This window comes from Halococcus saccharolyticus DSM 5350 (assembly GCF_000336915.1).
In the GTDB taxonomy this organism is placed as follows: domain Archaea; phylum Halobacteriota; class Halobacteria; order Halobacteriales; family Halococcaceae; genus Halococcus; species Halococcus saccharolyticus.
This window is the reverse complement of record NZ_AOMD01000001.1, coordinates 1-22,049: the sequence shown is the minus strand read 5'-3', so window position 1 is coordinate 22,049 and position 22,049 is coordinate 1. Positions and strand designations below refer to the sequence as shown.

General features: G+C 63.2%; 19 protein-coding genes and 1 pseudogene. 13 read left to right on the top strand and 7 right to left on the bottom strand.

The window, feature by feature from the left end:
- Positions 1-1,094 (bottom strand): 3-hydroxyacyl-CoA dehydrogenase (locus tag C449_RS00095; protein ID WP_006075807.1); only part of this gene is annotated, 1,094 nt, incomplete at its 3' end.
- 270 nt (positions 1,095-1,364) lie between these two features.
- Here C449_RS00095 and C449_RS00090 point away from each other — a divergent pair.
- From C449_RS00090 to C449_RS00050, 9 genes are all read left to right on the top strand, one after another.
- Complete coding sequence (locus C449_RS00090; protein WP_006075806.1) at positions 1,365-2,876, top strand: ABC transporter substrate-binding protein; 1,512 nt, start codon at positions 1,365-1,367, stop codon at positions 2,874-2,876.
- Positions 2,877-2,879: 3 nt separating this feature from the next.
- Positions 2,880-3,743, top strand: coding sequence for a branched-chain amino acid ABC transporter permease (locus C449_RS00085; protein ID WP_006075805.1), 864 nt, complete (start codon positions 2,880-2,882; stop codon positions 3,741-3,743).
- Entirely contained in the window at positions 3,744-4,958 is a 1,215-nt protein-coding gene (locus C449_RS00080) for a branched-chain amino acid ABC transporter permease (RefSeq protein ID WP_006075804.1), read from the top strand.
- Positions 4,955-5,821 (top strand): ABC transporter ATP-binding protein, encoded by an 867-nt coding sequence (locus tag C449_RS00075; protein WP_006075803.1) that lies wholly within the window; start codon positions 4,955-4,957, stop codon positions 5,819-5,821. The genes C449_RS00080 and C449_RS00075 overlap by 4 nt, the downstream gene beginning before the upstream one ends.
- Positions 5,818-6,606, top strand: coding sequence for an ABC transporter ATP-binding protein (locus tag C449_RS00070; protein ID WP_006075801.1), 789 nt, complete (start codon positions 5,818-5,820; stop codon positions 6,604-6,606). Before C449_RS00075 ends, C449_RS00070 begins: the two co-directional genes overlap by 4 nt.
- 134 nt (positions 6,607-6,740) lie before the next feature.
- Positions 6,741-8,327, top strand: a complete 1,587-nt coding sequence (locus tag C449_RS00065) for a long-chain-fatty-acid--CoA ligase (RefSeq protein ID WP_006075800.1) — start codon at positions 6,741-6,743, stop codon at positions 8,325-8,327.
- The gene (locus C449_RS00060) at positions 8,324-9,130 is read left to right on the top strand and encodes an enoyl-CoA hydratase/isomerase family protein (RefSeq protein WP_006075799.1); all 807 of its coding nucleotides are present in this window, start codon (positions 8,324-8,326) and stop codon (positions 9,128-9,130) included. The genes C449_RS00065 and C449_RS00060 overlap by 4 nt, the downstream gene beginning before the upstream one ends.
- 337 nt (positions 9,131-9,467) lie before the next feature.
- The gene (locus tag C449_RS00055) at positions 9,468-9,764 is read left to right on the top strand and encodes a DUF5789 family protein (protein ID WP_006075798.1); all 297 of its coding nucleotides are present in this window, start codon (positions 9,468-9,470) and stop codon (positions 9,762-9,764) included.
- Between the two features lie 3 nt (positions 9,765-9,767).
- On the top strand, positions 9,768-10,451 hold the full coding sequence (locus C449_RS00050) for a CPBP family glutamic-type intramembrane protease (protein ID WP_006075797.1): 684 nt from the start codon (positions 9,768-9,770) through the stop codon (positions 10,449-10,451).
- Positions 10,452-11,802: 1,351 nt separating this feature from the next.
- Here C449_RS00050 and C449_RS00045 read toward each other — a convergent pair.
- The 4 genes from C449_RS00045 to C449_RS00030 all read right to left on the bottom strand — a co-directional run bounded on the left by C449_RS00045 (position 11,803) and on the right by C449_RS00030 (position 15,699).
- Entirely contained in the window at positions 11,803-12,258 is a 456-nt protein-coding gene (locus C449_RS00045; protein ID WP_006075796.1) for a DoxX family protein, read from the bottom strand.
- Between the two features lie 258 nt (positions 12,259-12,516).
- Positions 12,517-13,281 (bottom strand): CPBP family intramembrane glutamic endopeptidase, encoded by a 765-nt coding sequence (locus C449_RS00040; RefSeq protein ID WP_006075795.1) that lies wholly within the window; start codon positions 13,279-13,281, stop codon positions 12,517-12,519.
- A 104-nt stretch (positions 13,282-13,385) separates the two neighbouring features.
- Complete coding sequence (nreA, locus tag C449_RS00035) at positions 13,386-14,651, bottom strand: DNA repair protein NreA (protein WP_006075794.1); 1,266 nt, start codon at positions 14,649-14,651, stop codon at positions 13,386-13,388.
- A 70-nt stretch (positions 14,652-14,721) separates the two neighbouring features.
- Positions 14,722-15,699: a transcription initiation factor IIB gene (locus tag C449_RS00030; protein ID WP_006075793.1), complete on the bottom strand. Its 978-nt coding sequence runs from the start codon at positions 15,697-15,699 to the stop codon at positions 14,722-14,724.
- A gap of 136 nt (positions 15,700-15,835) precedes the next feature.
- Between C449_RS00030 and rnhA the strand changes: the two genes are divergently transcribed.
- Both rnhA and C449_RS00020 read left to right on the top strand, forming a co-directional pair.
- Entirely contained in the window at positions 15,836-16,429 is a 594-nt protein-coding gene (gene rnhA, locus C449_RS00025) for a ribonuclease HI (protein WP_006075792.1), read from the top strand.
- Positions 16,422-16,979 (top strand): DUF7108 family protein, encoded by a 558-nt coding sequence (locus C449_RS00020; protein ID WP_006075791.1) that lies wholly within the window; start codon positions 16,422-16,424, stop codon positions 16,977-16,979. Before rnhA ends, C449_RS00020 begins: the two co-directional genes overlap by 8 nt.
- A gap of 493 nt (positions 16,980-17,472) precedes the next feature.
- On the opposite strand, the pseudogene C449_RS18545 reads toward C449_RS00020, so the two are convergent.
- Positions 17,473-17,700: pseudogene (locus C449_RS18545) on the bottom strand (zinc ribbon domain-containing protein); the annotation flags it as partial.
- A gap of 687 nt (positions 17,701-18,387) precedes the next feature.
- Between C449_RS18545 and C449_RS00015 the strand changes: the two are divergent.
- Positions 18,388-20,334, top strand: coding sequence for an archaea-specific SMC-related protein (locus C449_RS00015; protein WP_049913773.1), 1,947 nt, complete (start codon positions 18,388-18,390; stop codon positions 20,332-20,334).
- Positions 20,335-20,778: 444 nt separating this feature from the next.
- On the opposite strand, the gene C449_RS00010 is transcribed toward C449_RS00015, so the two are convergent.
- Entirely contained in the window at positions 20,779-21,336 is a 558-nt protein-coding gene (locus tag C449_RS00010; protein WP_006075789.1) for an SCP2 sterol-binding domain-containing protein, read from the bottom strand.
- Positions 21,337-21,649: 313 nt separating this feature from the next.
- Between C449_RS00010 and C449_RS00005 the strand changes: the two genes are divergently transcribed.
- Positions 21,650-21,913 (top strand): MarR family transcriptional regulator, encoded by a 264-nt coding sequence (locus C449_RS00005; RefSeq protein ID WP_006075787.1) that lies wholly within the window; start codon positions 21,650-21,652, stop codon positions 21,911-21,913.
- The last annotated feature ends 136 nt before the right edge of the window (positions 21,914-22,049 follow it).

Here is a 22,049-nt window from a genome sequence, read left to right as displayed (position 1 = left end):
GCAAATCGCTCCTCGCCGGTCTCGTCGTGGAGCGCTTCGAGCTTTTCGAGGATCCGATCGAGCCCGATGTCGTCGGCGCGCCGGCACGGCCCCTCGGGGAACCCGGCCCCGAGGCGCATTCCGGTGTCGATCGCCTCCGCGGTCGCGACGTCGTTGCCGATGAGTTTCGCGGCTTCGTTCACCATCTGTGCCTCGACGCGGAGCGTGTCGAACCCCTCGCCGTCGTCCTGTTCGTAGTCGGGACCGTCGCCCTCCTCGTAGTCGTAGTACCCTTTTCCGGTCTTCCGGCCCAGCTCCTCGGCTTCGACCTTCTCCTCGATCAGCGGCGGGTTCTCGATCCCGGCCTCCTCTCGAACCGAGTAACCGATGTCGATCCCGGTCAGATCGCCGAGTTCGAACGGTCCCATCGGATAGCCGCGCTGATGGACCATCGCGGCATCGGCTTCCTGGATGGTGGCCTCGCCGTTCGAGACCATCCACGCCGGCTCGACCATGAACGGTCCCAGAACGCTGTTGACCACGAATCCTTGAACGTCCTTCCGGACGTAGATCGGCGTCTTGTCGAGGGATTCGACGAAGTCGTGGGCGGCGTCGGCGGTCTCGTCCGACGTCCGCTCGCCGTAGATCACCTCGACGAGGTCCATCTTCACCGGTGGGTTGAAGAAGTGAGTGCCGACCACGCGCTCGGGGTCCTCGACCGCGGTGGCGATCTCAGTGATCGAGAGCGACGAAGTGTTGGAGGCGAGGATCGCCTCGTCGGGCGTGAGATCGTCGAGTTCGCCGTAGATCTCCTGTTTGAGCGCCATCCGCTCGGGTGCGGCCTCGATCACGAGATCGACGTCACCGACCGCTGTCTCCAGATCGGTCGTGGTGTCGATCCGATCGAGCACCTCGTCGGCGGATTCGTCGATCCGGTCCTTCTCGTCGAGCTTGTCGAGACTCCACTCGATGTCCTCGTAGCCCGAGTCGACGAACTCCTGTTCGACATCGCGCATCGTCACGTCGTAGCCCGCGATCGCGACGACTTCGGTGATGCCGTGGCCCATATTGCCCGCGCCGAGCACCGCGACACGCTCGATCTCACTGGCGTCCATGCATAGCGAGCCACTCGGCACGGAGTTAACTCCATCGCCACTGGTCAGCGAATCCCGGAATCAGCTCATCATTGTTAAACTGTGGTCGGGATCGATCTGCTGACTCCGGTTCGCTTGCCGTCCGTTCATGGGGTTCTACCCATCGATATCCTGGAACTAGCTCGGATGAGCCCGTCCGGCACCAGGCAACCACGAAATACCGATCTGTCGCTTCACGAACTGTACCATCCGGTACTTTTATGAACAATGTGTCCTAGTCACAGAGTACCAATGGTTAACAATGGTAACGAATCGAACGGCGAGCGTGGCAACGACTCTTCTGCTGACGATGGACGCAGTAGTCGACGGACGTTTCTGAAGGCAACCGGCGGCGCAGCGGTTGGGACGGCGGTTGCCGGCTGTCTCAGCCTCGGTGGCGGCGACGACGGTGGTTCTGGTGGTGGTGGCTCCGGTGGCGGTTCCGGGGAGAGCGGCTCCGGAACGGGCGGTGGCGGCAACGGTTCCGGTGGCAGTGGTGGGACCGGCTCCGGTGGCAACGGCTCCGACGGTGGCGGCGATAACGGGACCAGCGGCGGTAGCGGCAACGCATCGGGTGGCTCCGGCGGGAGCGCCGATATCGAAGGCCCGATCACGATCGGTGCGCTGGCCCCGAACCCGGAGAACGATCCCATCGGTGGCTCGATCGTCAACGGCGCGGAGCTCGCGGTCGCGGAGATCAACGAGAACGGCGGGATCGGTGGTGCGGAGGTCGAGTTGGCGGTCGGGAACACCGAGGAAGACCCGTCGACCGGCCAGCAGCGCTACCGCGAGCTCGTTCTGAACCAGGATGCCGACGTCACGACCGGCGTGTTCACCAGCGAGGTTCTCCTGAACATCATGGACGACATCGCCCAACAGCAGACGGTCCACCTCACGGCCGGTGCGGCGAGCACGGAGGTCTCGGCGATGATCGCGGAGGACTACGAGCAGTTCAAATACCACTTCCGGGCGGGGCCGCTCAACGACCTCGATCTCGGCCGGAACCTGATCGACTTCGGGGAGGCCAACTTCGAGGCGATGGGCTGGGATTCGACGTACGCGATGGTCGAGGACTACACGTGGACCGAGCCGATCTCGGAGCTGTTCAACGAGAGCCTCAGCGAGGTCGGCGTCGAGGTGGCGGGCAATCAACGCTACGCGAGCGGAACGACGAACTTCGGGCCGCTGTTCGACGACGTCCAGAGTTCGGATGCGAGCGGGATGTTCACCGCGATGGCCCACACCGGAACCGAGGCGGTGGTCCAGTGGGCCAAGCAGCAACGTCCCTTCGGGTTCGCGGGTATCCACGTCCCGATGCAGCTTCCCTCCTACTACGAGGCGGTCAACGGGGCCTGTCTCTACGGCGTGACCCAGACCTCCGCGACGCCACAGAGCGAGGTCACCGAGAAGACCCAGCCGTTCGTCGAGGCCTACAACGAGGAGTACGACAGCTACCCGGTCTACACCGGCTATATCGCGTACGATGCGGTCAAACTCTACGCCGCGATGGTCGAGCAGACGGGCACGACCGACGCCGACGAGCTGGTGTCGGCGATGGAGGAGGCCTCGTTCACCGCGACGACGGGGAACCTCCAGTTCTACGGTCGCGATGAGAATCATCCCCACGACCCGATCTACAGCGAGGACGCCATCTACCCGGTCTTTCTCCAGTGGCAGGAGGGCGAGGACGGCGGCGGGGTCCAGGAAGTCATCTGGCCCGAACAGTACAAGACCGCCGACTACCAGCCGCCCGCCTGGATCTGATCGATGGTCGACGTCGCCAACATCGTCATCAACGGAGTGGTGATCAGCTCGCTGTACGCGCTGGTCGCGATCGGCTTCACGATGATCTTCGGCGTCGGCGGGACCATCAACCTCGCGCACGGCGCGGTCATCACGATCGGTGCGTTCGCCGCCTACTACGTCACGACTGCCGGATTCGGTATCTGGGCGGGCGTACTCGCGGCGATCGCGGTCCCGGCGCTGTTCAGCGTGCTTCTCTACAAGGGGTTCGCCGAGCGACGGAGCGACAACATCATCGTCGTGATGATACTCACGCTCCTGGCCTCGATCGTCGTCGAGGAGGTCGTCAGGATCGTCGAAGGGAGCCAGCCTCGGGCGATCCCCGCGCTCGTCTCCGGCAACACCGAAATCCTCGGTAACGCCGTCCAGAACAATTTGTTGGTGGCGGTCGCGCTCTCGTGGGTGCTGATCGCCGGACTGTTCGCGTTCATCAACTACTCGAAAACCGGGAAGGCGATCCTCGCCACCAGCATGAGCCCGCGCGGGGCGGCGCTCGTCGGGATCGAGAGCGGTCGGATCAACCTCTACACGTGGGCCATCGCCGGGGTCCTCGCCGGGCTCGCCGGCCTCTTTTTGGGATCGTACCAGACCGCGAACTGGGCGATGGGACGCGAGCCGCTCATCCTCTCCTTTTCGATCGTGGTGCTCGGCGGGCTCGGCTCCATTCGCGGAAGCCTAGTGGCGGCGTACGTCATCGGCTTCCTCGAAGTCATCACCACCTCGGCGATCGACCCGCGACTTAGTGGGCTCGCCGGCCTCGTGATCCTCGTGTTGGTACTGCTCGTCCGCCCCGAAGGCCTGTTCGGCCGGGAGCTTGCGGAGGCGTAGATGGCGGACGAGAACCTCTCCGGCGAGGCGGTCGAGGGAACGCCCGAAACGACCGACGAGCCGTCGCTGTTCGGGTCGCTGCTCGCCCCGCGCTACCTCGTCGGACTCCTCGGCGTCGTGCTGTTCGCTGTCCTGCCGTTCGTCGGGGTGTCGACGACCCAGCTCCTCGTCCTCATCGGGGCGCTCTACTTCGGGCTGTTCGCGATGAGCTGGGACACGGTGTCGGGGTACACCGGCGAGATCAGTTTCGGCCACGCGATCTTCTTCGCGGTCGGGGGGTACACCTCGGCGCTGCTCAACCTCGGTCACGGCGTCACGCCGACGCTCTCGATTCCCGCAGGTGTGGTGATCGCGGCGGTCGCGGGCGTGCTGATCGGCGTGCCCGCACTCCGGCTCCGCGGGCCGTACCTCTCGCTCGTGACCCTGGTCGCACCGCTCATCCTGCTCCAGGTGTTCATCGTCTACGGCGGGATCTTCGGTGGCGAGCTCGGCTTGAGTTCGCCCGCGAGCCTCGTCACCGCCGACGAGTTCGAGCTGGTGGTCGTCGCGAACTACTACATCGCGCTCGGCCTCTTCCTCGCCGTCATGCTGGGGCTCCTTCTGCTCATGCGCTCGGGACTCGGCTCGGTGTTGACCGCGATCCGGGAGGACGAGGACGCGGTCGCGGCGGCCGGCCTCGACGTGGCGAAGTTCAAGGTGTTCGCGTTCGTGCTGAGCGCGGCGGTCGGCGGGCTCGCGGGCGCGATGTTCGTCCACACCCCGGTCGGCAGCCCCCAGCCGAGCCAGCTCCTCGGGCTTATCGTGAGCATCGAAGTGCTGATCGCGGCGATCCTCGGTGGGATGGGCACGATCGTTGGCGCGGGGCTCGGCGGCGTGTTCTTCTACTTCACCAACGATCTGCTGAACCAGCAGGACGCCACCATTCCCCTCGTCGACGTCGGGATCAACGAGGCGAGCCTGCTGCTGTTCGCGCTGCTGGCGATGGTGATCGTCTACTTCCTCCCGCAGGGCATCTTCCCATGGGCGATCCGGACCGGCCGGCGCGGGCTGCGGCGGGCTCGTGGTGGCGAAACCGTTGCCACCGATGGCGGTCGTGATGCCGACGGTGCGGCCACAACCGATGACACGACGAACCCCATCGAACAGACAGCCGAACGGTATCGACGCGCGTTGGACGCGCTGAACGACCGATTCGACGGTGGTGATGACGAATGAGTACTGAACCGAGCGCCGACGCGACGAACGAAAGCGAGACGAACGGAACGCGAACCAACGAGAGCGAGCCTGATAGGTCGACGACCGCCGAGCGCGAGGGCGAAACGACGAGCGACGCCTACGGACCGGACGACGGACTGCTCGTCCTCCAGAACGTCACGAAGCGCTTCGGGGGACTGACCGCGGTCGACGACCTCTCCTTCGCAGTCGAGGAGGGCGAAATACTCGGATTCATCGGCCCGAACGGGGCGGGGAAGTCGACGACGTTCAACTGCGTCACCGGCGTCTACCCGCCGACCGCCGGGACAGTCCACTACGATGGAGAGGACGTCACCGGCACTGCGGCCCACGGGATGGTGAAACGCGGTCTCGCACGGACGTTCCAGTCGTTCCGGCCGCTCGAAGACCGGTCGGTGATCGACAACGTCGCGCTCGCGCTCACACCCGACAAACTCTTCTCGCTGTCGGGTTTTCGCGGTGGGTTGCGTGAACGAGCACGGGCGATCTGCAAGCGGGTCGGGCTCGGCGATCGGATGGAACTCTCACCGAGTGAACTCCCCCACGCCGGGCTTCTCCGGCTCGAACTCGCCCGGGCGCTTGCGACCGATCCCGACCTCCTCCTGATCGACGAGCCGTTCGCCGGGCTTTCGGGAGGTGAGGTCGAGGACGTCTCCGGGCTCCTCACCGACCTCCGCGACGAGGGGTTGACCTTGGTGGTGGTCGATCACAACATGCGCGGGCTGCTTTCGCTGATCGACCGTGCGATCGTGATCCGGTTCGGCTCGAAGCTCGCGTCGGGCACGCCCGAGGAGATCCGGGCGAACGAGGAGGTTCAGAAGGCGTACCTCGGAGGGGGGCTATGAGCACCGACGCTGCCGGTGATTCCGACGGGGCCAGGCAAGCCGACGAGGGCGATGGCAGCGAGCAAACCGGCCGCGAAGCCGGGACCGAGACGCCGCTCGCGATCGAGGATCTCCGGGTCTCGTACGGCAAGGTGGCCGCGCTCCGCGGAATCGATCTTCGGGTGGGAAGCGGCGAGATCGTCTCGGTGATCGGTCCCAACGGTGCGGGGAAGACGACGCTTGCCGAGACCGTCTCGGGGTTTCACGGCTACGAGGGCAGCGTTCGCTACTACGACACCGAAGTGTCGACGCGCTCGACCAGCGACCTCGTGAGCGAGGGACTGATCCACTGTACCGAGGAGCGCGACCTCTTCGGTCACATGAGCGTCGCCGACAACCTCTCGCTCGGCACGTTCCGGCGCGGGAACGCCGACGAGCGCCGATCGTTCGTCTACGACCTCTTCCCCGTGCTCGAAGAGCGCGCCGACCAGCACGCCCGGACGATGAGCGGGGGCGAACAGCAGATGCTCGCCATTGGTCGGGCGCTGATGAGCTCGCCCGACCTCCTCGTGCTCGACGAACCCACGCTCGGACTCGCGCCCGTGGTGCTCGACGACATCAGCGACGGCCTCGACCGCATCCAGGAGGCCGGCGTCACGATCCTGCTCTGCGAGCAGAACGTGACGTTCGCGATGGACCACGCCGACCGGATCGCGCTGCTCGAAAACGGCGAGATCGTCCGCGAGGGTGCACCCGCGGAGCTCCGCGAGGACGAGTACATCCACGACGTCTACCTCGGTGGATAGCCGAGGTTTCCGGTACTTCCGAACTGGAGCCGCGGCTCGATTACGATCGGTAACTCTCGATGGCTTCGTGGCAACCATTGGTTCATCACGGGGCAACGCTTTAGCCGGCGGGCGTCCACGTCCCACGAGAAACCATGACAAATCTCGTCACGAACGTCGAATCCACGGCAGTAGAACATCCCGAGGAAACCGCGATTCACTACGACGGGACCGATCTGAGCTACGAAGAGTTCTGGTCGCAGACGGGTGCGTTCGCCGCCGGACTTTCGGAGGCAGGGATCGGTTCCGGTGATCGGGTCGGAGTCTACCTCCCGAACCTCCCGCAGTTCGTGATCGCCTTCCACGGCGCGCTCCGAGCAGGCGCGGTCGTGGTGCCGATGAACCCACAGTACAAGTCCCGTGAGATCGACCATCTCCTCTCGGACAGCGGGGCGGAACTGGTCGTCACGCTGTCGGATCTCGTCCCGATCGTCGAGCAAGTCCGTGACGACACAGCCGTCGAACACGTCGTTAGCGTCGGGGGTGACGCAGAAGGCGCGACGCAGTTCGAGGAGTTCCTCGTCGCGGATGCACCCGACGTGGTTGAGCGGGCGGACGACGACGTGGCGGTGCAGCCGTACACCTCCGGGACGACCGGCCAGCCGAAGGGTGTGCTCCTGACCCACGAGAATCTCGCCTCGAACGCACGGATGGCGATGGATCTCTTGCCCGGTGGCACTACCACCGACGACCGTTCTTTGGGCGTGCTCCCGCTCTTTCACATCTACGGGATGACTGTGGTGATGAACACCTCGCTGTTCGCCGGCGCGGCGTACTACCCGCTGCCGGAGTGGGACGCCCAGACCGCCCTCGGACTGATCGAGTCGGAGGCACTCACGATCATGCAGGGCGTGCCCGCGATGTACAACGACGTCATCAACCAGCCGAACGTCGACGAGTTCGATCTCTCGTCGCTCCGGTTCGTGAACTCGGGTGGGAGCAGCCTCCCGGTCGAGGTGCTCCGACAGTTCGAGGCACAGTTCGGAATCGAACTCTACGAGGGCTACGGCCTGACCGAGACCTCGCCGGTGACCCACTTCAACAGCCCTGACGCGCGGCGAGTCGGCAGTATCGGCCAGTCGCTACCGGGGGTCGACTCGATGGTGGTCGACGAGGACTTCGAGCCAGTCGAACCGGTCGCGGAGGGGCCGGTCGACGAAAGCGAGACCGACCTCGACGCGATCACCGGCGAGCTCGTGATCGCGGGTCCGAACGTGATGGCTGGCTACCACGATCGGCCCGAGGCCAACGAGGAGGTTTTCACCGAGCACGACGGCAAACGCTGGTTCCACACCGGCGACGTCGGCTACAGCGACGAGGACGAGTTCTTCTACATCGTCGACCGGGAGAAACACGTCATCGTCACCGGCGGGTACAACGTCTACCCTCGCGAGGTCGAGGAGTTGCTGTTCGAACACCCGAACGTCGCCGATGCCGCCGTGGTCGGGATCCCCGACGAGCGCCGCGGCGAGACCGTGAAAGCGTTCGTGGTGCCAGTTCCCGATAGCGACGTTACTGCCGAGGAAATCAAGGAATACTGCCTCGACAACCTCGCGGAGTACAAACACCCCCGCGAGGTCGCGTTCGTCGAGGAACTCCCGCGGACGACCACCGGTAAGGTCCAGAAGTTCGAGCTCCGCGAGCGCGAGGCGAGCGAAGCGGACGCGGAGGCGGCCGAATGAGTGATGAATCGAGCGACGAGCCGGTGGTGCTCGATGTCGCCGAGGGGGTTGCGACGCTGACGCTGAACCGCCCCGAGATGCGCAACCCGCTGACGAGCGAGATCGCGTGCGGGATCATCGACGCGGTCGAGCGCCTCGAAGACCGCGACGCGCGGTGCCTCGTGGTTCGCGGCGCTGGCGGCGCGTTCTCGGCCGGGGGCGACGTCAACGCGATGGCCGAGCGGCTCGCGGGCGAGACCACACTCGACGAGGCGGTTCGGCGGATCACTCAAGAGACCAGTCGTGCGGTGAAGCGCATTGCGGAGTGTCCGCTGCCGACGGTCGCGAAGATCGACGGTGTGGCGTTCGGAGCGGGTGCGAACCTCGCGATCGCCTGCGATCTTCAGGTGGCAACCGAGGACGCCCGGATCAGCTTCGGTTTCCGGCAGGTCGGGCTCGCAGTCGATTCAGGAACTTCCTACTTCCTGCCACGGATCGTGGGCGAGAACACGGCCAAAGAACTCGTCTTCACTGGTGAACTCGTCGAGGCGGACCGGGCCGAGTCGCTCGGGCTGTTCACTCACGTGTATCCAGATGACGCGTTCGACGAGCGCGCCGACGAGCTGATCGAGCAGATCGCCACGGGACCGACGGTGGCACTCCAGACCTCGAAGCGGCTCATCCGGCAAGGGATGGAGAGCTCGCTCGACCAGGCGATGGACAACGAGGCCGCGGCCCAGGCTGCGGTGTTCGAGACTCAGGATCACCGAGCGGGCGCTGAGGCGTTCATGGCGAACGAGGAGCCGGAGTTCGAGGGCCGATAGCTCTCGATTTGGCCGTTTGGTTGTGGTGGCGGTGGGTGGTTGCGGTGCGGGCCTGGAGGATCGAGGGCGAGCGACCGAAGGGAGCGAGGGCTCGGGCGGTGCTGTGCGGTTGGCGGTTGTGGAGCGGTTGCGGAAAGCGCCAGTAGTTGTACCGCGAGCGAACCCCGGAGGGGTGTGCGAGCGGGTGTTTTTAGTCGAGAGGTTTTTACGAGGAGACCCGACGTGGTTCGAAAGACGCGAAGCGTCTTTCGTCATGCCGAGACGGCTTCGCCGTCTCGTAGCACAGTAAAAAAGTCGGTTCCGAAACCTCTAATCCGCCCGCGGTGAGAGTGGGGGTATGGCTGACGACGACAACGGCGAAGACGAGGACGGACCAGTCGTCGAACTCGGCGAGAGCGAATCGATCGAGGGGGTCCCGCTGGCGCGGGCGACCTCACGACTGACGTGGGGGATGGAGAAGTCACGGCTCGAACGCCGGATCGGCGACACCGAGATCCGGACGCCTGAGGGGCCACGGCGGATCGACGACGTGCTCGACGAGATCGACGAGACGTACTTCGAGCGCCGCCAAGAGTTCGAGTCTCACGTCCACGAGGTCGTCGGCACCGGCCCGGTGCCGACCACGGACGAGTAGGTCGTGGCGGTCCGCACGTTCGATCGACTCCGACTCTCGTGGGTCCAGGTATCGCTGCTGTGGGGCGGCGTCCTCGCGGTCGTGTGGATGGCCTGGAACGACGCCGCGGGGAGTTCCGAACTGTGGGCTCGCACCGCTCGCGACGCGATCGTGTATCTCGCCGGACCGGGCGTGCTGGCGTGGCTGTACGGCGAGCGATTGGGGTGGCGCGTCGACCGACAGGCGCTCAAGAACACCTTGCTGCTCGCGCTGTTCGTGCTCCCCTTCTATCTCGTGGGATCGTCGCTGCCGTCCGTGCGGGCGTACTACCCGATGTGGGGAACGAGTGCAGCGCTCGGGGACTTCCTCCCGCACGCCATCGGCCAGTTCGTGATCGTGATCGCGGCCGAGACGTACTTCCGGGGGCTGCTCTGTGTCGGGGTCAGCGACCTCGGCCCGAAGAGCGTGTTCATCAGCCCCGTGCTCTACGCGCTCCAGCACACCGCGAAGCCGCCGATCGAGCTGCTCCTCTCGGGACCCACCGACGTGCTCTTCGGCGCGGTCGACTACCGAAGCGACTCGATCCTCCCCTCGGTCGTGGCTCACGGCCTCGGACTGATCCTTCTCGACTGGCTCGTGCTCCACCCGCCGTTGTTGCCACCCGAGCGGGTCGTCGGCTGGCTGCGGTGGCTTCCGGTGCCGGTCTGACCGCTCGGGCAAACAGATGAACTCCCGACACACGAGTCACAGTCGTCTTGACTCGGTGAGCGACACGCAGAGGTTGGTTCGTGCGTTCTCACCCGTTGATAGCCGTTTCACAATCGGTATTTTCGCCCGCAAGGGAGACGATGTACTACTCGTGAATGTGAGTGTGAACCGGATCACCGCTACCGCGCACGCACAAACGATCCAAGGGATAACCATCAAAACACGCTGTAGAGGGGCTGAGAATCGCCATGATTCGTCTTGAGAATTAAGTTGATCGGTTGATGGTATCGGACGAACGAGGCAACTCGAACCGGCCAAAAGTTCACACACGGTTGCCGTCTGGCGGTTTTCTCTCAGTGTGAAGTTTGCAGGTGATATCGCCGATCGCCCAGCGGTTGCGTGCATCCGTAGACAGATAACAGCGATTCTCAAAACCACTCTCTAAGGAATTCAAATGCCTGTGAACGCCCGTCTCAGAATCGGCTGCACTGTTCGATGGTCCCTCCACAAGGGTCGACCAGTAGCCAAAACCGGTCTTCACACTCGGATCCGATCCGCCCGCATCAGTGCTTCTTGCGGGGATTGAACCCGATTGTGAACACTAAACTAGTTGCTAAGCGACCAGTAGCGACCCCCTCGAACCGTATCGGCTGGTAGATCCGTGTGTGAATGTGGAGTGTCGAGCTTGTCGTTCAAACATCATACTGATCGGTGCTTCCAATCGAACAACCGAGGTCCACAGACGGCGTTCGCCTCAAACGCCGTACCCACAGAACGGTTCCGAGCGGTTGGCGACGCGTCGTTGTCTACTGATATTACAGGCCGAGTGCCTGGGGGCTTGACCCCGGGGGTGAAGATGGATTTTCGCGGCGGGCGCGTTCGGAACTATGTCTTTCGGTGGTGGGTTGCGGCCTCCAAGTTCGTTCCCGAGTCGCCACCTCGGGCACAGCGCCCGCCGGCAACGCCAAACGCGCTCGCTACCGCGATCCGGTAGAGAGGGAGGGTTGTGGGTGAGCACTCCCAACCATCGCGGACTCCCCGGTTGTGCATGCCAGTTGCACACTCGTAGTTCTTTTGGCGTCGAAGTGTCTCGAGCCTTGATCCCGAGGCACTCTCGCTGTGCTGAGATTCGCACTTGCTGGTTCGGGTTGAGTGAGAATCCATACTCACACGCTATTGTTTCGCAGACGCTAACGACCACGGCTCGAGTGGCCTGGATACGGTATGAACCTCTGATCGGAGTGGTCACCGCTCCCGCTTGATCCAGTGCTGCGTAGCGATTCACGAGGTCATTCAACAATGACTGGAAGTATTCAGCTGCTCCGCTGATTACTCCAGACGTGGGAGGATGTCAATGAGAAGTGGACGACTGCGACCCGGTGAGAGCTCGTCTCACTGATAGCACACCAGGGCCACTCAACGCGAGGCCAAGCGCGCTGAGCGTGAGGACGAACGTATACTCGTACCCACCATCCGACACGACGAAACCGTTGGGAAGGTGCACTAAGACCGTTGCCACGGCCATATCGACGGCGAGCAAGGCGGCGACGAGACGGGTGAGCAGTCCGATCAACAGCAATCCTCCACCGACCAACTCAAGCACTCCGACACCCCAAGCGGTGACGGTCGGCAACGGAACGCCGAGTTGGGCAAGCATTCCGGCGAACGCGTCGATACCGGATGCTTTTGGTCCCATTGCAAACACTTTCCCGACCCCGGACACCACGAAGATGATTCCCAACGCGAGTCGGCTGAACGCCAGGCCCACGGATTCGCCGGACCAGTTGCTTCCGTTTTGCGTCGACATACCTCGACTTGCGACCGAATGCAAAATAGGGTTGTCTTCTTGTCGTCCTGTGTTGCTGGCAGTGTCAGCTACCCACGAGCAAACTCGTGGGCTTGTTGGTGGCCCCCGCTTCAGCCGTCGCGCCATCGCTGGCGGGTTCGGCAGGCTCGAAAGAACCGTTCGCGGGGAGTGTCCCCGACTTCAGAGCCAACTGACGGGTGGCCCGTCCGCCCTGAGACTTCTGCCCGGAGCGGCCAGAATATTACCCGACTACGATCGTCATAGCAGCCCTGCTGGCTGCGTCGGCCCGTAGCGCAGCCCGATGTACACGATCCCGAAGATGGTCGCGTTGTACGCGCCGTGGATGACCGATGGAACCACGAGGTTGTCGGTGAGTTCGTAGGTCACACCGAAGACGAGCGCGGGGACGAACAGCACCGAGATCGAGACCGCGAGTGCCTGGTACGAGCCGGTGAGCGCGAGGATGTGCGCCGGGGCGAACGTCGCGCTCGCGAGCACGATCGCGCCAACCGGGCCGAACGACTCCCGGAGGCGACCCTGGATGATCCCCCGGAAGAGGAGTTCCTCGCCCGGACCGATCACCAGCAACGAGAGCGGAATGAGCCAGATCAGCGTCCCCGGATCCTGAAGTGCGGCTTGGTCGGTCCGGCTCGCGGTGGGGACACCGAGGTTGACGACGAGCAGGAGGAGCACGAACACCAGTGCGAACACCAGCACGTAGCCGCTCACGATCCAGAGCACGTCACGGAGCGTCGGCAGGCGTGCCTTCACGAACGAAACGGACAGCCCGCGCAACCGGAGATAGCCGAACGCGGTCAGTGGGAAGGCGACGCCTTGCAGGAGGATCGTGCTCAGGACGAACCCGGCCGTGAGCGAGAACTCGATGCCGAGCAGCCCGGCGGCGTTTCCCACCACGAAGCCGAGCGGCACCGCCGCCAGAAAGGCTGCTACGGTGATCGCCGCGCCGACACCAACGGCGCGAAGTCGGCCGCGCGCCCCGCCCGTCCGGACCGTCGTGCTCATATGGGATCGTCGGGCGGCGGGACGCAAAAACCCCACCACTGCAGTACACTCGTATGGCGACCGACCATCGGCGGCACCAACCGATCAGCGACGGCCACCCACGCTCACCCGAACTCCGCCAGCTGGGACTGGACGCCCGCCGCCATCGAGGACTTCCGACGGAGGCGCGCGAGCGAGACGGGCAGTCGCGGAGCGAGCTCCCGGAGCGCCGCCCCGAACGACTGGGCCGTGCCTGGTTCGTCCCCGAAGGCGTTCCTAACGGATTCGCGCACCTGCCAGACGCCGGTGGGTCCCCAGTAGTCGGGCGTGACGTGCCGACAGACCAGCACCGAGGCCTGGCGGTCGCGCTCGTCGAGATGTTCAAGCACGCCGAGGCGCGCGGCGTAGTACGCGCCCGCGGTCTCCTCCACATATGAGGTCCGGCCGTCGTAGCCCTCGCGGTCGGCGGCGATCCACATCCCCCGATCGGGATCGGGGTTCCAGACGCTGCCGGGGGCTTTGAACTCCACCAGCTCGAACTCCCAGTTGCCCGGCGCGAGCACGATCCAGAACCTGTTTCCCAAATATTCGTTGTAGTACACCTCGGTCTTGTCGACCGCGGTTGCGTTCCGGAGTCCACCCCTGAGAAACTTCCCGACAGTGTCGTCGACCGCGGTGATCGACCACCGCGTGGGGACGAGCCGTCGGTTCGCACCTTGTCCGAGCGCGCCAGCAGACAGGATGGTGTTGATGTCGTAGACGTCGAACCCTCGGTTGTAGAGGTAGTTCATCGCGCCCGCCGCGCGCCAGTCGTCGTCTTCGAGGGTCTTTTTCACCGGCTGCGGGACGTGGGGGTTCTCGGTTAGCGTCGCGCTTTCCGCCCGAGTACGCGGCCCGGTCGGCGAGGAGACGTCCTGCTCGGAGACCTCGAAATCGACGTCGAGTGGACCGTCGAGACCGATCTCGACATCGACAGGCCGATCGGCGATCGCGACCTCGCGCTGGGTGCCCAGAAACCCGTTCCACGCGTCGGCGACGTTGCTCACCTCGGCGCGCTGGGTCGAGTTCACGAGCCCAGTCCGGTGCTGGAACACGTCCTCGATCGAGAACCCACGATCGTACCAGTGCCCGCCGGTTTCGAAGTCGGCGGCGCGCTCCTCGTTGCCGACCGGCGAGAGGACCCCCGTCGAGACGTTCGGGTACGACGACCGGCCGACGAAGATCGTCGGCGACGTGGAGCCGAGCAGCGCGTCGTCGGACACGCGGCGGTCGAACTCGTGCTCGACGTCTTCGAGGTAGTCGGTGATCGCGTAGGACTTCTCCTTCACCAGCTCGCGGCGCTCTGCAGCCTCATCGCGCTCGATCTCCTCGAAGTACTCATCGAGCCGCATCGATAGAAGGGAGGGGCTGTGTCGATTTAAACTCCCGCCGCTCGGCGAAACTGTTCGGAAACGCGATGTCCTACCCGTGAATCCCCATCGCCTCGATCTGCTCCTGATACCGGTTCCGGATGGTGACTTCGGTCACTTGGGCGACGTCCGCGACCTCGCGCTGGGTCTTCTTCTCGTTGCAGAGCAGCGAGGCGGCGTAGATCGCTGCGGCAGCGTACCCAGTGGGGGATTTCCCCGAGAGCAATCCCTTCTCGGCGGTGGTCTCGATAATGTCGTTGGCTTTCGACTGGACTTCTTCGGAGAGGGTGAGTTCGGAACAGAAGCGCGGAACGTACTTTTTCGGATCGACGGGACGCATTTCGAGCCCGAGTTCTTGGGAGATATAGCGATACGTGCGGCCGATCTCCTTGCGATTCACGCGCGATACTTCCGAGATCTCTTCGAGACTTCGGGGGATGCCTTCCTTTCGACAGGCAGCGTACAGCGCCGAGGTCGCAACGCCCTCGATCGAGCGCCCGCGAATGAGGTCGTCCGAGAGTGCGCGCCGGTAGATGACGGAGGCGACCTCGCGTACCGAGCGGGGAACGCCGAGTGCACTCGCCATCCGGTCGATTTCCGAGAGGGCGAACTGGAGGTTGCGCTCGCCGGCGTCCTTGGTCCGGATGCGCTCTTGCCACTTTCGGAGCCGGTGCATCTGTGAGCGTTTCTTCGAAGAGATAGACCGGCCGTAGGCGTCCTTGTCCTTCCAGTCGATGGTCGTCGTCAGCCCCTTGTCGTGCATCGTCTGGGTCGTCGGCGCACCCACGCGGGATTTCTGCTGGCGTTCGGCGTGGTTGAACGCGCGCCACTCCGGACCGGGATCGATGTTCTCCTCCTCGACGACGAGACCGCAGTCGTCACAGACCAGTTCTCCGCGGTCGGCGCTTTTGACTAAGTTTTCAGAATCACATTCGGGACAGCTTCGTACCCCCTCCGTCTCCCCCTCCCGTTCGTCCGCCTCGTGTTCGGTCTCGGCCTGCCGCTCCCGTTGACGAGTGGACCGTGTCATTGCACTTTTATAGTAGTATCGTGCGAGGACATAAACCCTTGGGAGGGGGCGAACCGATCGCTCCTCCCCGGCGAATCGCGACGATTGCTCGTCGTAACCGGAAACGCTATCCGCTGCACTCGGCGAGTTTCGACGAATGCCGGTCATCGAGTGCGACGTGGACAACGCCCGCGAACGCCTGACGGCCGCCGGCGTAGCGATCGAGCCTGGCAACACCGACCACGAACGCTGGCGCGCCGAGCGCGACGGCGCGACGGCGGTCGCCTACGAGGGGAAGGTCGTGATTCAGGGGAGCGATCCCACCCGCCTCGCGGCGCTGCTCCGGGAGACTGGCGGACGCGCACACTGCTATTTCGACGGCGCGTCGCGCGGCAACCCCGGACCGGCGGCGATCGGGTGGGTCATCGTCACGAGCGAGGGGATCGTCGACGAGGGCAGCGAGCGCATCGACGACACCACCAACAATCGTGCGGAGTACGAGGCTCTCCTTCGAGTACTCGGGGTCGCGCGCGAGTACGACTTCGGTACGGCCGACGTCCGCGGCGACTCCCAGCTCGTCGTCGAACAGGTCCGGGGGGCGTGGAACACCAACGAACCCGCGCTCCGCGAGCGCCGGGTTCGGGTCCGCGAACTCCTCGATGGGTTCGACGACTGGTCGATCGAACACGTCCCGCGCGAGGCGAACGATCGTGCCGACGGACTCGCCAACGAGGCGTTCGAGGATGAGTGAGCTCCCCACCGCGGTCGTCGACGAGGCCGAACGACTCACTCGACTCGCGCGCGCGGCGACCGACGGCGATGAGCGTGAGGCGTGCCGCGAAGAACGCGCGTCCGTGCTCGCCGACTACGGCTTCACCGCACGCGTCCGTGAGGACGACACGAACGCGGTGCTCGTCTGCTATCCCGACGAGTGGATCGACGACGGAACGGTCCGGACCGACCGAATCGACGACACCGACCGTGCGGTCGAACGCCGGCTCTCGGGACCGGGCGATCCCGACGACTGGCTCCACGTCGCGGCTCACAACGACCGCGTGGTCGCCCGCGTCGCCGAACGCCACGGCGACGTTCACGCCGCGAACGCCCGTGCGTTCGCCGATTTCATGAGCAACCACTACGCCCGCCGGATCGAGACGGCGACCGAGGCCGAGCGCCGTGAGTTCCGCCAGGAGTACTTCGTCCGCAACGCGTGGCCGTCGGCCGAACAGCAATCGGCGGTCGAGCAGTCGCTCTCGCTCGTCCTTGACGCTGCACGAAGCTTCGCTACTGACAGAGAGTAAGCGGAAGCCCACGACTTCAGCCGTGGGTCTAAGCGGTAGGCCGTACCGTGGCCCTTCGCAACTGCCGAAACCACAAGACTTAGGCTCTCTAGGGTCGTTTACACGATCAACTCGAACGGGAAAAGTGGGGTTGAATTGGCGTACCCCGTCAACAAAAAACAGTAAACCTACCCGGTCGGGGACTGCCGAAGTGGCTTCGATGGCAGTCGGGCCGATGGCACGGCCTGTGTGCCACAAGCGGGACGAACGACGCCGGAACGGCGTCGTTCGGGGTTGCCACGCCCTCGTGAAAGTCCCGACGTGGTTCGCACGAACCAGCAAAAGACTCTCCGACGGGTCGGACGGCCCGACCCCGAGCGAGGGAATCCCACGACTTGAGTCGTGGGAGGATGTCAAACCGAACCGTAGCTTCGTAAATGACCCCTCCCTACTTCGCTCGGTCATAACTAACCTCGCTCGTTGAGGGAGGGGCTTTGATGTGGACTCCCGGCGATCAGTCTCCGGCAAAAGACCGGGGACCGTCGCCGTTCAACGTCCCACCATGTATACACACATCTACGGGTGCGTCTGCGTTCCGCGACGTGGGCGCGGAACGCAGACTGTGTATGCGCTTCCGGGCATACCGTAGCCCGACGTTCTTCGCCGCATTGTAGTCCGCATTGACCTCGTAGCCGCACTTCTGACAGCAGAAGTGCTCGCCATCGCGGTTGTCCTCGTGGGTGACGACTACGGCCACGGAGATACGCTCACGAGTTAGACCAACTCAAAATCAAATTCTCACTTTTGGCTCTCGTCTAGACATTTCTATCATAAAGAGAACACAATCGCTATGCCGTAGAAATCTGTGATATCTATACAGAAGAGTCAATTTATAGTCGGTATCAGACTGAATTCTCAAACAACTCTATTTTCTGAGGGCTCCTCGGTGTGCCTTCAACCGAGAGAATACCTCGATCCAATCGACAATACCCAGGTTGTTATATCGTTATTGAGAAACACCAAAATCACGGGTTTAGAACGGGAAGAACCGACCATTCTCGGTTCCAGATTAACAAGAGCGACCAATGACTGGAGTTCCACTACTCTGTATCATCTCGAGAAAAATTGCGCAGATACTTTTAGCTAACCGGCTATCACGACACCACCAGTAGACCACGAACTGCGACAATCCAGTGACCGAGTGTCGAAACCCGTGAACACCACCAACGATCTCGTGGATCGGACTCTCCTCACGTTTTGTCGATCAGTTGGACTCCGGTAGCGAGTCCTCAGTGTCAGTGATGGCGCACACCACTGCCCTGCCACCACTGTAACAAAAGTAATCTTGTTACACCAGACGGTGTAGAACAGGGAAGGACGGTACGAGCAACAAGAACTTAGTATACCCTCCACTATGAGTCAGTGTACGATGAGTCAATCACGAGCTATCGAAGATCACGCTGAGCTATCCGTCGAGAACGTCGGCGGAATCGACGCCACCGAAATCACGTTCTCGCCGGGCGTGACGTCGCTCACCGGTCGAAACGCCACCAACCGCACTTCACTATTGCAGGCGTTGATGGCGACACTCGGGAGCGAACGCGTTTCGCTCAAGGGTGACGCCGACCACGGCGAGGTCGAGCTCACCCTCGGCGACGACACGTACACTCGGACGCTCGAACGTCGCAATGGTACAGTGGTCTTCGACGGTGACCCCTATCTCGAGGACACTGAGGCTGCCGAACTGTTCGCGTTTCTGCTCGAATCCAACGAGGCCCGTCAGGCGGTTGCGCGCGATGACGACCTCCGTGAGGTCATCATGCGGCCCGTGGACACTGCCGCGATCAACGCTGAGATCGAGCAGTTGGAGGCCGAGAAACGCGACCTCGACGACGAACTCGACAGGTTGGAGTCGCTCGACTCGCGCCTTCCCGAGCTCGAAGCCGAGAAAACCCGTCTCGAAGACCGTATCGAGGACAAACGCACCGAACTCGACGCGAAGGAATCCGAGATCGAAGACGCCGACCAGACCGTCGACGACACCAGAGAACAGAAAAACGCCTTCGAGGATGCTCTCGACGAGCTCCAGGAAGTGCGCTCGGAGCTGGAGGACGTTCGCTATCGGATCGACACCGAGCGCGAAAGCATTCAGGCGCTCGAAGACGAACGCGACGAGCTCGAAACAACGATGACCGAACTACCCGAGACGCCCGCGGGCGACCTCGACGAGCTCGAAACCGAAATCGATCGGCTCCGCGATCACAAGCAGTCGCTGGAATCGACGATCAATCAGCTCCAGCGCATCCTCCAGTTCAACGAAGAGCTTCTCGAAGGCGATAACCCCGAACTCCAGGCCGCACTCCAGAACCGCTCCGACGACGGTGAGGCGCTCACCGACCAGCTAGTCGAGGATACCACGGTGTGTTGGACCTGCGGAAGCGAGGTCGAGCGCGACGCGATCGACGACACGCTCGACGGCCTCCGCGAACTCCGGAGCGAGCACTCCTCGAAGCGCAACGAGATCGACGCCGAACTCGACGAGCTGACCGATCGACGCGACGCTCTTCGGGGCGATCGTGACCAGCGCGAGCGCGTCGACCGCAAACTCGACGAGATCGATCGCGAAATCTCCCAGCGCGAGGCCACTCTCGACGACCTCACCGACGAGCGCAGCACGCTGGAAGACACGATCGACGAGCGCGAGGCGGCAGTCGAAGAGTTGGAGGGCCAGGAGCAGAGCGAACTGCTCGACCACCACAAGGAGGCCAATCAGCTCGAGTTCGAACTCGGTCGGCTCGAAAGCGACTTGGAGGACGTTCGTGAGGAGATCGCGAGCGTGGAAGAAGACCTCGACGAACGCGATCGGTTGACTGACCGGCGCGAGGAACTCCAGACCGAACTGGCGGACCTGCGTACCCGGATCGAACAGCTGGAGGCCGAGGCTGTCGAGGAGTTCAACGACCACATGGAGACCATCCTCGGCGTGCTCGATTACGCCAACATCGAGCGGATCTGGATCGAGCGCACCGAGCAAACAGTACGGGAAGGTCGCCGGAAAGTCGAGCGCGGCGTGTTCGACCTCCACGTGATTCGGAGCACCAACGAGGGTACGACCTACGAGGACTCGATCGGCCATCTTTCGGAAAGCGAACGCGAAGTCACGGGACTCGTCTTCGCGCTCGCAGGGTATCTGGTTCACGACCTCCACGAGTCGCTGCCGTTCATCGTGATCGACTCGCTCGAAGCGCTCGATTCCGATCGGATCGCAGCGCTGGTCGAGTACTTCGGCGAGTACGCCACGTACCTCGTGGTGGCGCTCCTCCCCGAGGACGCCGCCGCACTCAGCGACGAGTACCAGCGTGTGACGGATATCTGAGTACCAGTCGGCCGTCTCTACGATAGTCGACCTTGTTCTTCCCTTCTCCTTGATCAAAGCAACAACCCACAGAAAAGACTGTACTGAGCGATCTCTTTTCACGTTTGTCGCTCTGCTCTCAACCCACTCTTTCAATCTTATTACCGAATTATCTCTGGATATATAGCTGAGGAGACAAAGAACGACAATATCCTTCTGTATTGTTGTACGGAGATCCTCAGCCAGCGACCCTCCTCAAATCTACTTTTTTCTATCTGAAAACCTGGGTGGAATCGGTCACGAATCTCTTGGTCCGACAAAGATTCGGAACCGTTACGTGTTCGATGTTGGTCAGTATCGACGAACGTTCGACGCAACCGCGAGCAGTGTAATCGAATTCGGGTTGGGACGACCGACGGACTTCTCGTGATCGGTGTGTTCGTTATCGACGTAAGCCGGTAGCAGTCACACCGGCAATTGCTCCGAGAGGTCATCTAGCACCGGAACGAGCGCCATTGCCGTCTCGGTCGAGCCGTCGATCGTGAATCGACCGCGCATGAACCCTAGTTTGGGATCGAGATCGCCCGCGAGCAACCCGACGAGTACGTCCGCCGGGGCGGAGATGATCACGTCGCTGTCCGCGGCTTGATCGGTGCCGCCGGTGATCGTTCCCGCATCTCCGTCGATGTCGAGGTGTCCCGCCAGCGAGCAGTCATCGGCCACGAAACTGACGGTGACACGCGACGAGAGTCCGTCGAGATCGGCTTCCACGGCTGCGATACGCAGCCCGTCCCACAGGAGTTCCAGCAGCTGATCGGCGGCTTCGGGGTGCTCACCAACGAACACGGCGGTGTCGATCTGCAGCAATCCATCTACCACGGCCGTCAGAACCTCCGGGTGCTCGCGCACGAGCCCGTCGGTTCGACGCCCCCTCTCGGCGAGGCTCAACAGTCGCGTTTCCATCGGTTCGTGGTCCTGCGTGGACGAGCGGTCGGCAGGTCGTCCGGCGGATTCGTCGGTCATCGTGTGCTCTCGGTCGCTTCGAGACGGGCCACTGGCATGAGCCACACGGTACTGTCGAGGAGTACAGTGAGGAGCGATACCAACATTCGGCCGACGTTCCGAGGCTGATTCGGCAGAACAGTGTGGCGGCAGCGTCGTCGGCTGGCAACGCCCACGATTAGTCGCCCATCGAGAACGAAACGGTCGAGCGTCCAACTGACCATCGACGAGACGTTCGATCGGGCTGCCGAACCAGTCAGACGAGTTTATAATTCAGCCATCAAATTATCGGATAGCCGATACGTTTATTCCCCGTCCGACCATAGAAGAGACGATGAGTGATCCCACTGCTGAGCGGCTCGACGGCCTCTCGCCGAGTGCGAAACTCGTGTTCAAAGTCCTCGAACACAACGCCTCGCTCACACAAAAGGAGATCATTCAGCGTTCCCGACTCTCGGGACGCACCGTGCGCAACGCGCTCGATCAGCTCGAACGGATCGAGGCCGTCGAGAAGGGTGTCTGCATCCACGACGCGCGCCAGAACCGCTACGAACTCGCGGTCGCCACCGCACAACCCAAAGCCGAACTCGACGACTGAGCTCGCGGGTGCAGAAATTCGTGACCGACCTCACCTCCCTGAGGGGAGGAGCGTAGTTTCAGTTACCGACGTCGGTGGCGCGCTCGACCACGCTTTGGCCGTAGCGGTCGGCGAGGTCGTCGTGCTGGTCGGGGCG

What these genes read in the sequence shown, in the direction of transcription:
- C449_RS00090 (WP_006075806.1), top strand. Translation starts at nt 1,365, where the DNA reads ATGGTTAACAATGGTAACGAATCGAACGGCGAGCGTGGCAACGACTCT.
- C449_RS00055 (WP_006075798.1), top strand. Translation starts at nt 9,468, where the DNA reads ATGGCTGACGACGACAACGGCGAAGACGAGGACGGACCAGTCGTCGAA.
- C449_RS00060 (WP_006075799.1), top strand. Translation starts at nt 8,324, where the DNA reads ATGAGTGATGAATCGAGCGACGAGCCGGTGGTGCTCGATGTCGCCGAG.
- rnhA (WP_006075792.1), top strand. Translation starts at nt 15,836, where the DNA reads ATGCCGGTCATCGAGTGCGACGTGGACAACGCCCGCGAACGCCTGACG.
- nreA (WP_006075794.1), bottom strand. Translation starts at nt 14,651, where the DNA reads ATGCGGCTCGATGAGTACTTCGAGGAGATCGAGCGCGATGAGGCTGCA.
- C449_RS00020 (WP_006075791.1), top strand. Translation starts at nt 16,422, where the DNA reads ATGAGTGAGCTCCCCACCGCGGTCGTCGACGAGGCCGAACGACTCACT.
- C449_RS00065 (WP_006075800.1), top strand. Translation starts at nt 6,741, where the DNA reads ATGACAAATCTCGTCACGAACGTCGAATCCACGGCAGTAGAACATCCC.
- C449_RS00030 (WP_006075793.1), bottom strand. Translation starts at nt 15,699, where the DNA reads ATGACACGGTCCACTCGTCAACGGGAGCGGCAGGCCGAGACCGAACAC.
- C449_RS00070 (WP_006075801.1), top strand. Translation starts at nt 5,818, where the DNA reads ATGAGCACCGACGCTGCCGGTGATTCCGACGGGGCCAGGCAAGCCGAC.
- C449_RS00075 (WP_006075803.1), top strand. Translation starts at nt 4,955, where the DNA reads ATGAGTACTGAACCGAGCGCCGACGCGACGAACGAAAGCGAGACGAAC.
- C449_RS00010 (WP_006075789.1), bottom strand. Translation starts at nt 21,336, where the DNA reads ATGACCGACGAATCCGCCGGACGACCTGCCGACCGCTCGTCCACGCAG.
- C449_RS00040 (WP_006075795.1), bottom strand. Translation starts at nt 13,281, where the DNA reads ATGAGCACGACGGTCCGGACGGGCGGGGCGCGCGGCCGACTTCGCGCC.
- C449_RS00085 (WP_006075805.1), top strand. Translation starts at nt 2,880, where the DNA reads ATGGTCGACGTCGCCAACATCGTCATCAACGGAGTGGTGATCAGCTCG.
- C449_RS00005 (WP_006075787.1), top strand. Translation starts at nt 21,650, where the DNA reads ATGAGTGATCCCACTGCTGAGCGGCTCGACGGCCTCTCGCCGAGTGCG.
- C449_RS00080 (WP_006075804.1), top strand. Translation starts at nt 3,744, where the DNA reads ATGGCGGACGAGAACCTCTCCGGCGAGGCGGTCGAGGGAACGCCCGAA.
- C449_RS00045 (WP_006075796.1), bottom strand. Translation starts at nt 12,258, where the DNA reads ATGTCGACGCAAAACGGAAGCAACTGGTCCGGCGAATCCGTGGGCCTG.
- C449_RS00015 (WP_049913773.1), top strand. Translation starts at nt 18,388, where the DNA reads ATGAGTCAATCACGAGCTATCGAAGATCACGCTGAGCTATCCGTCGAG.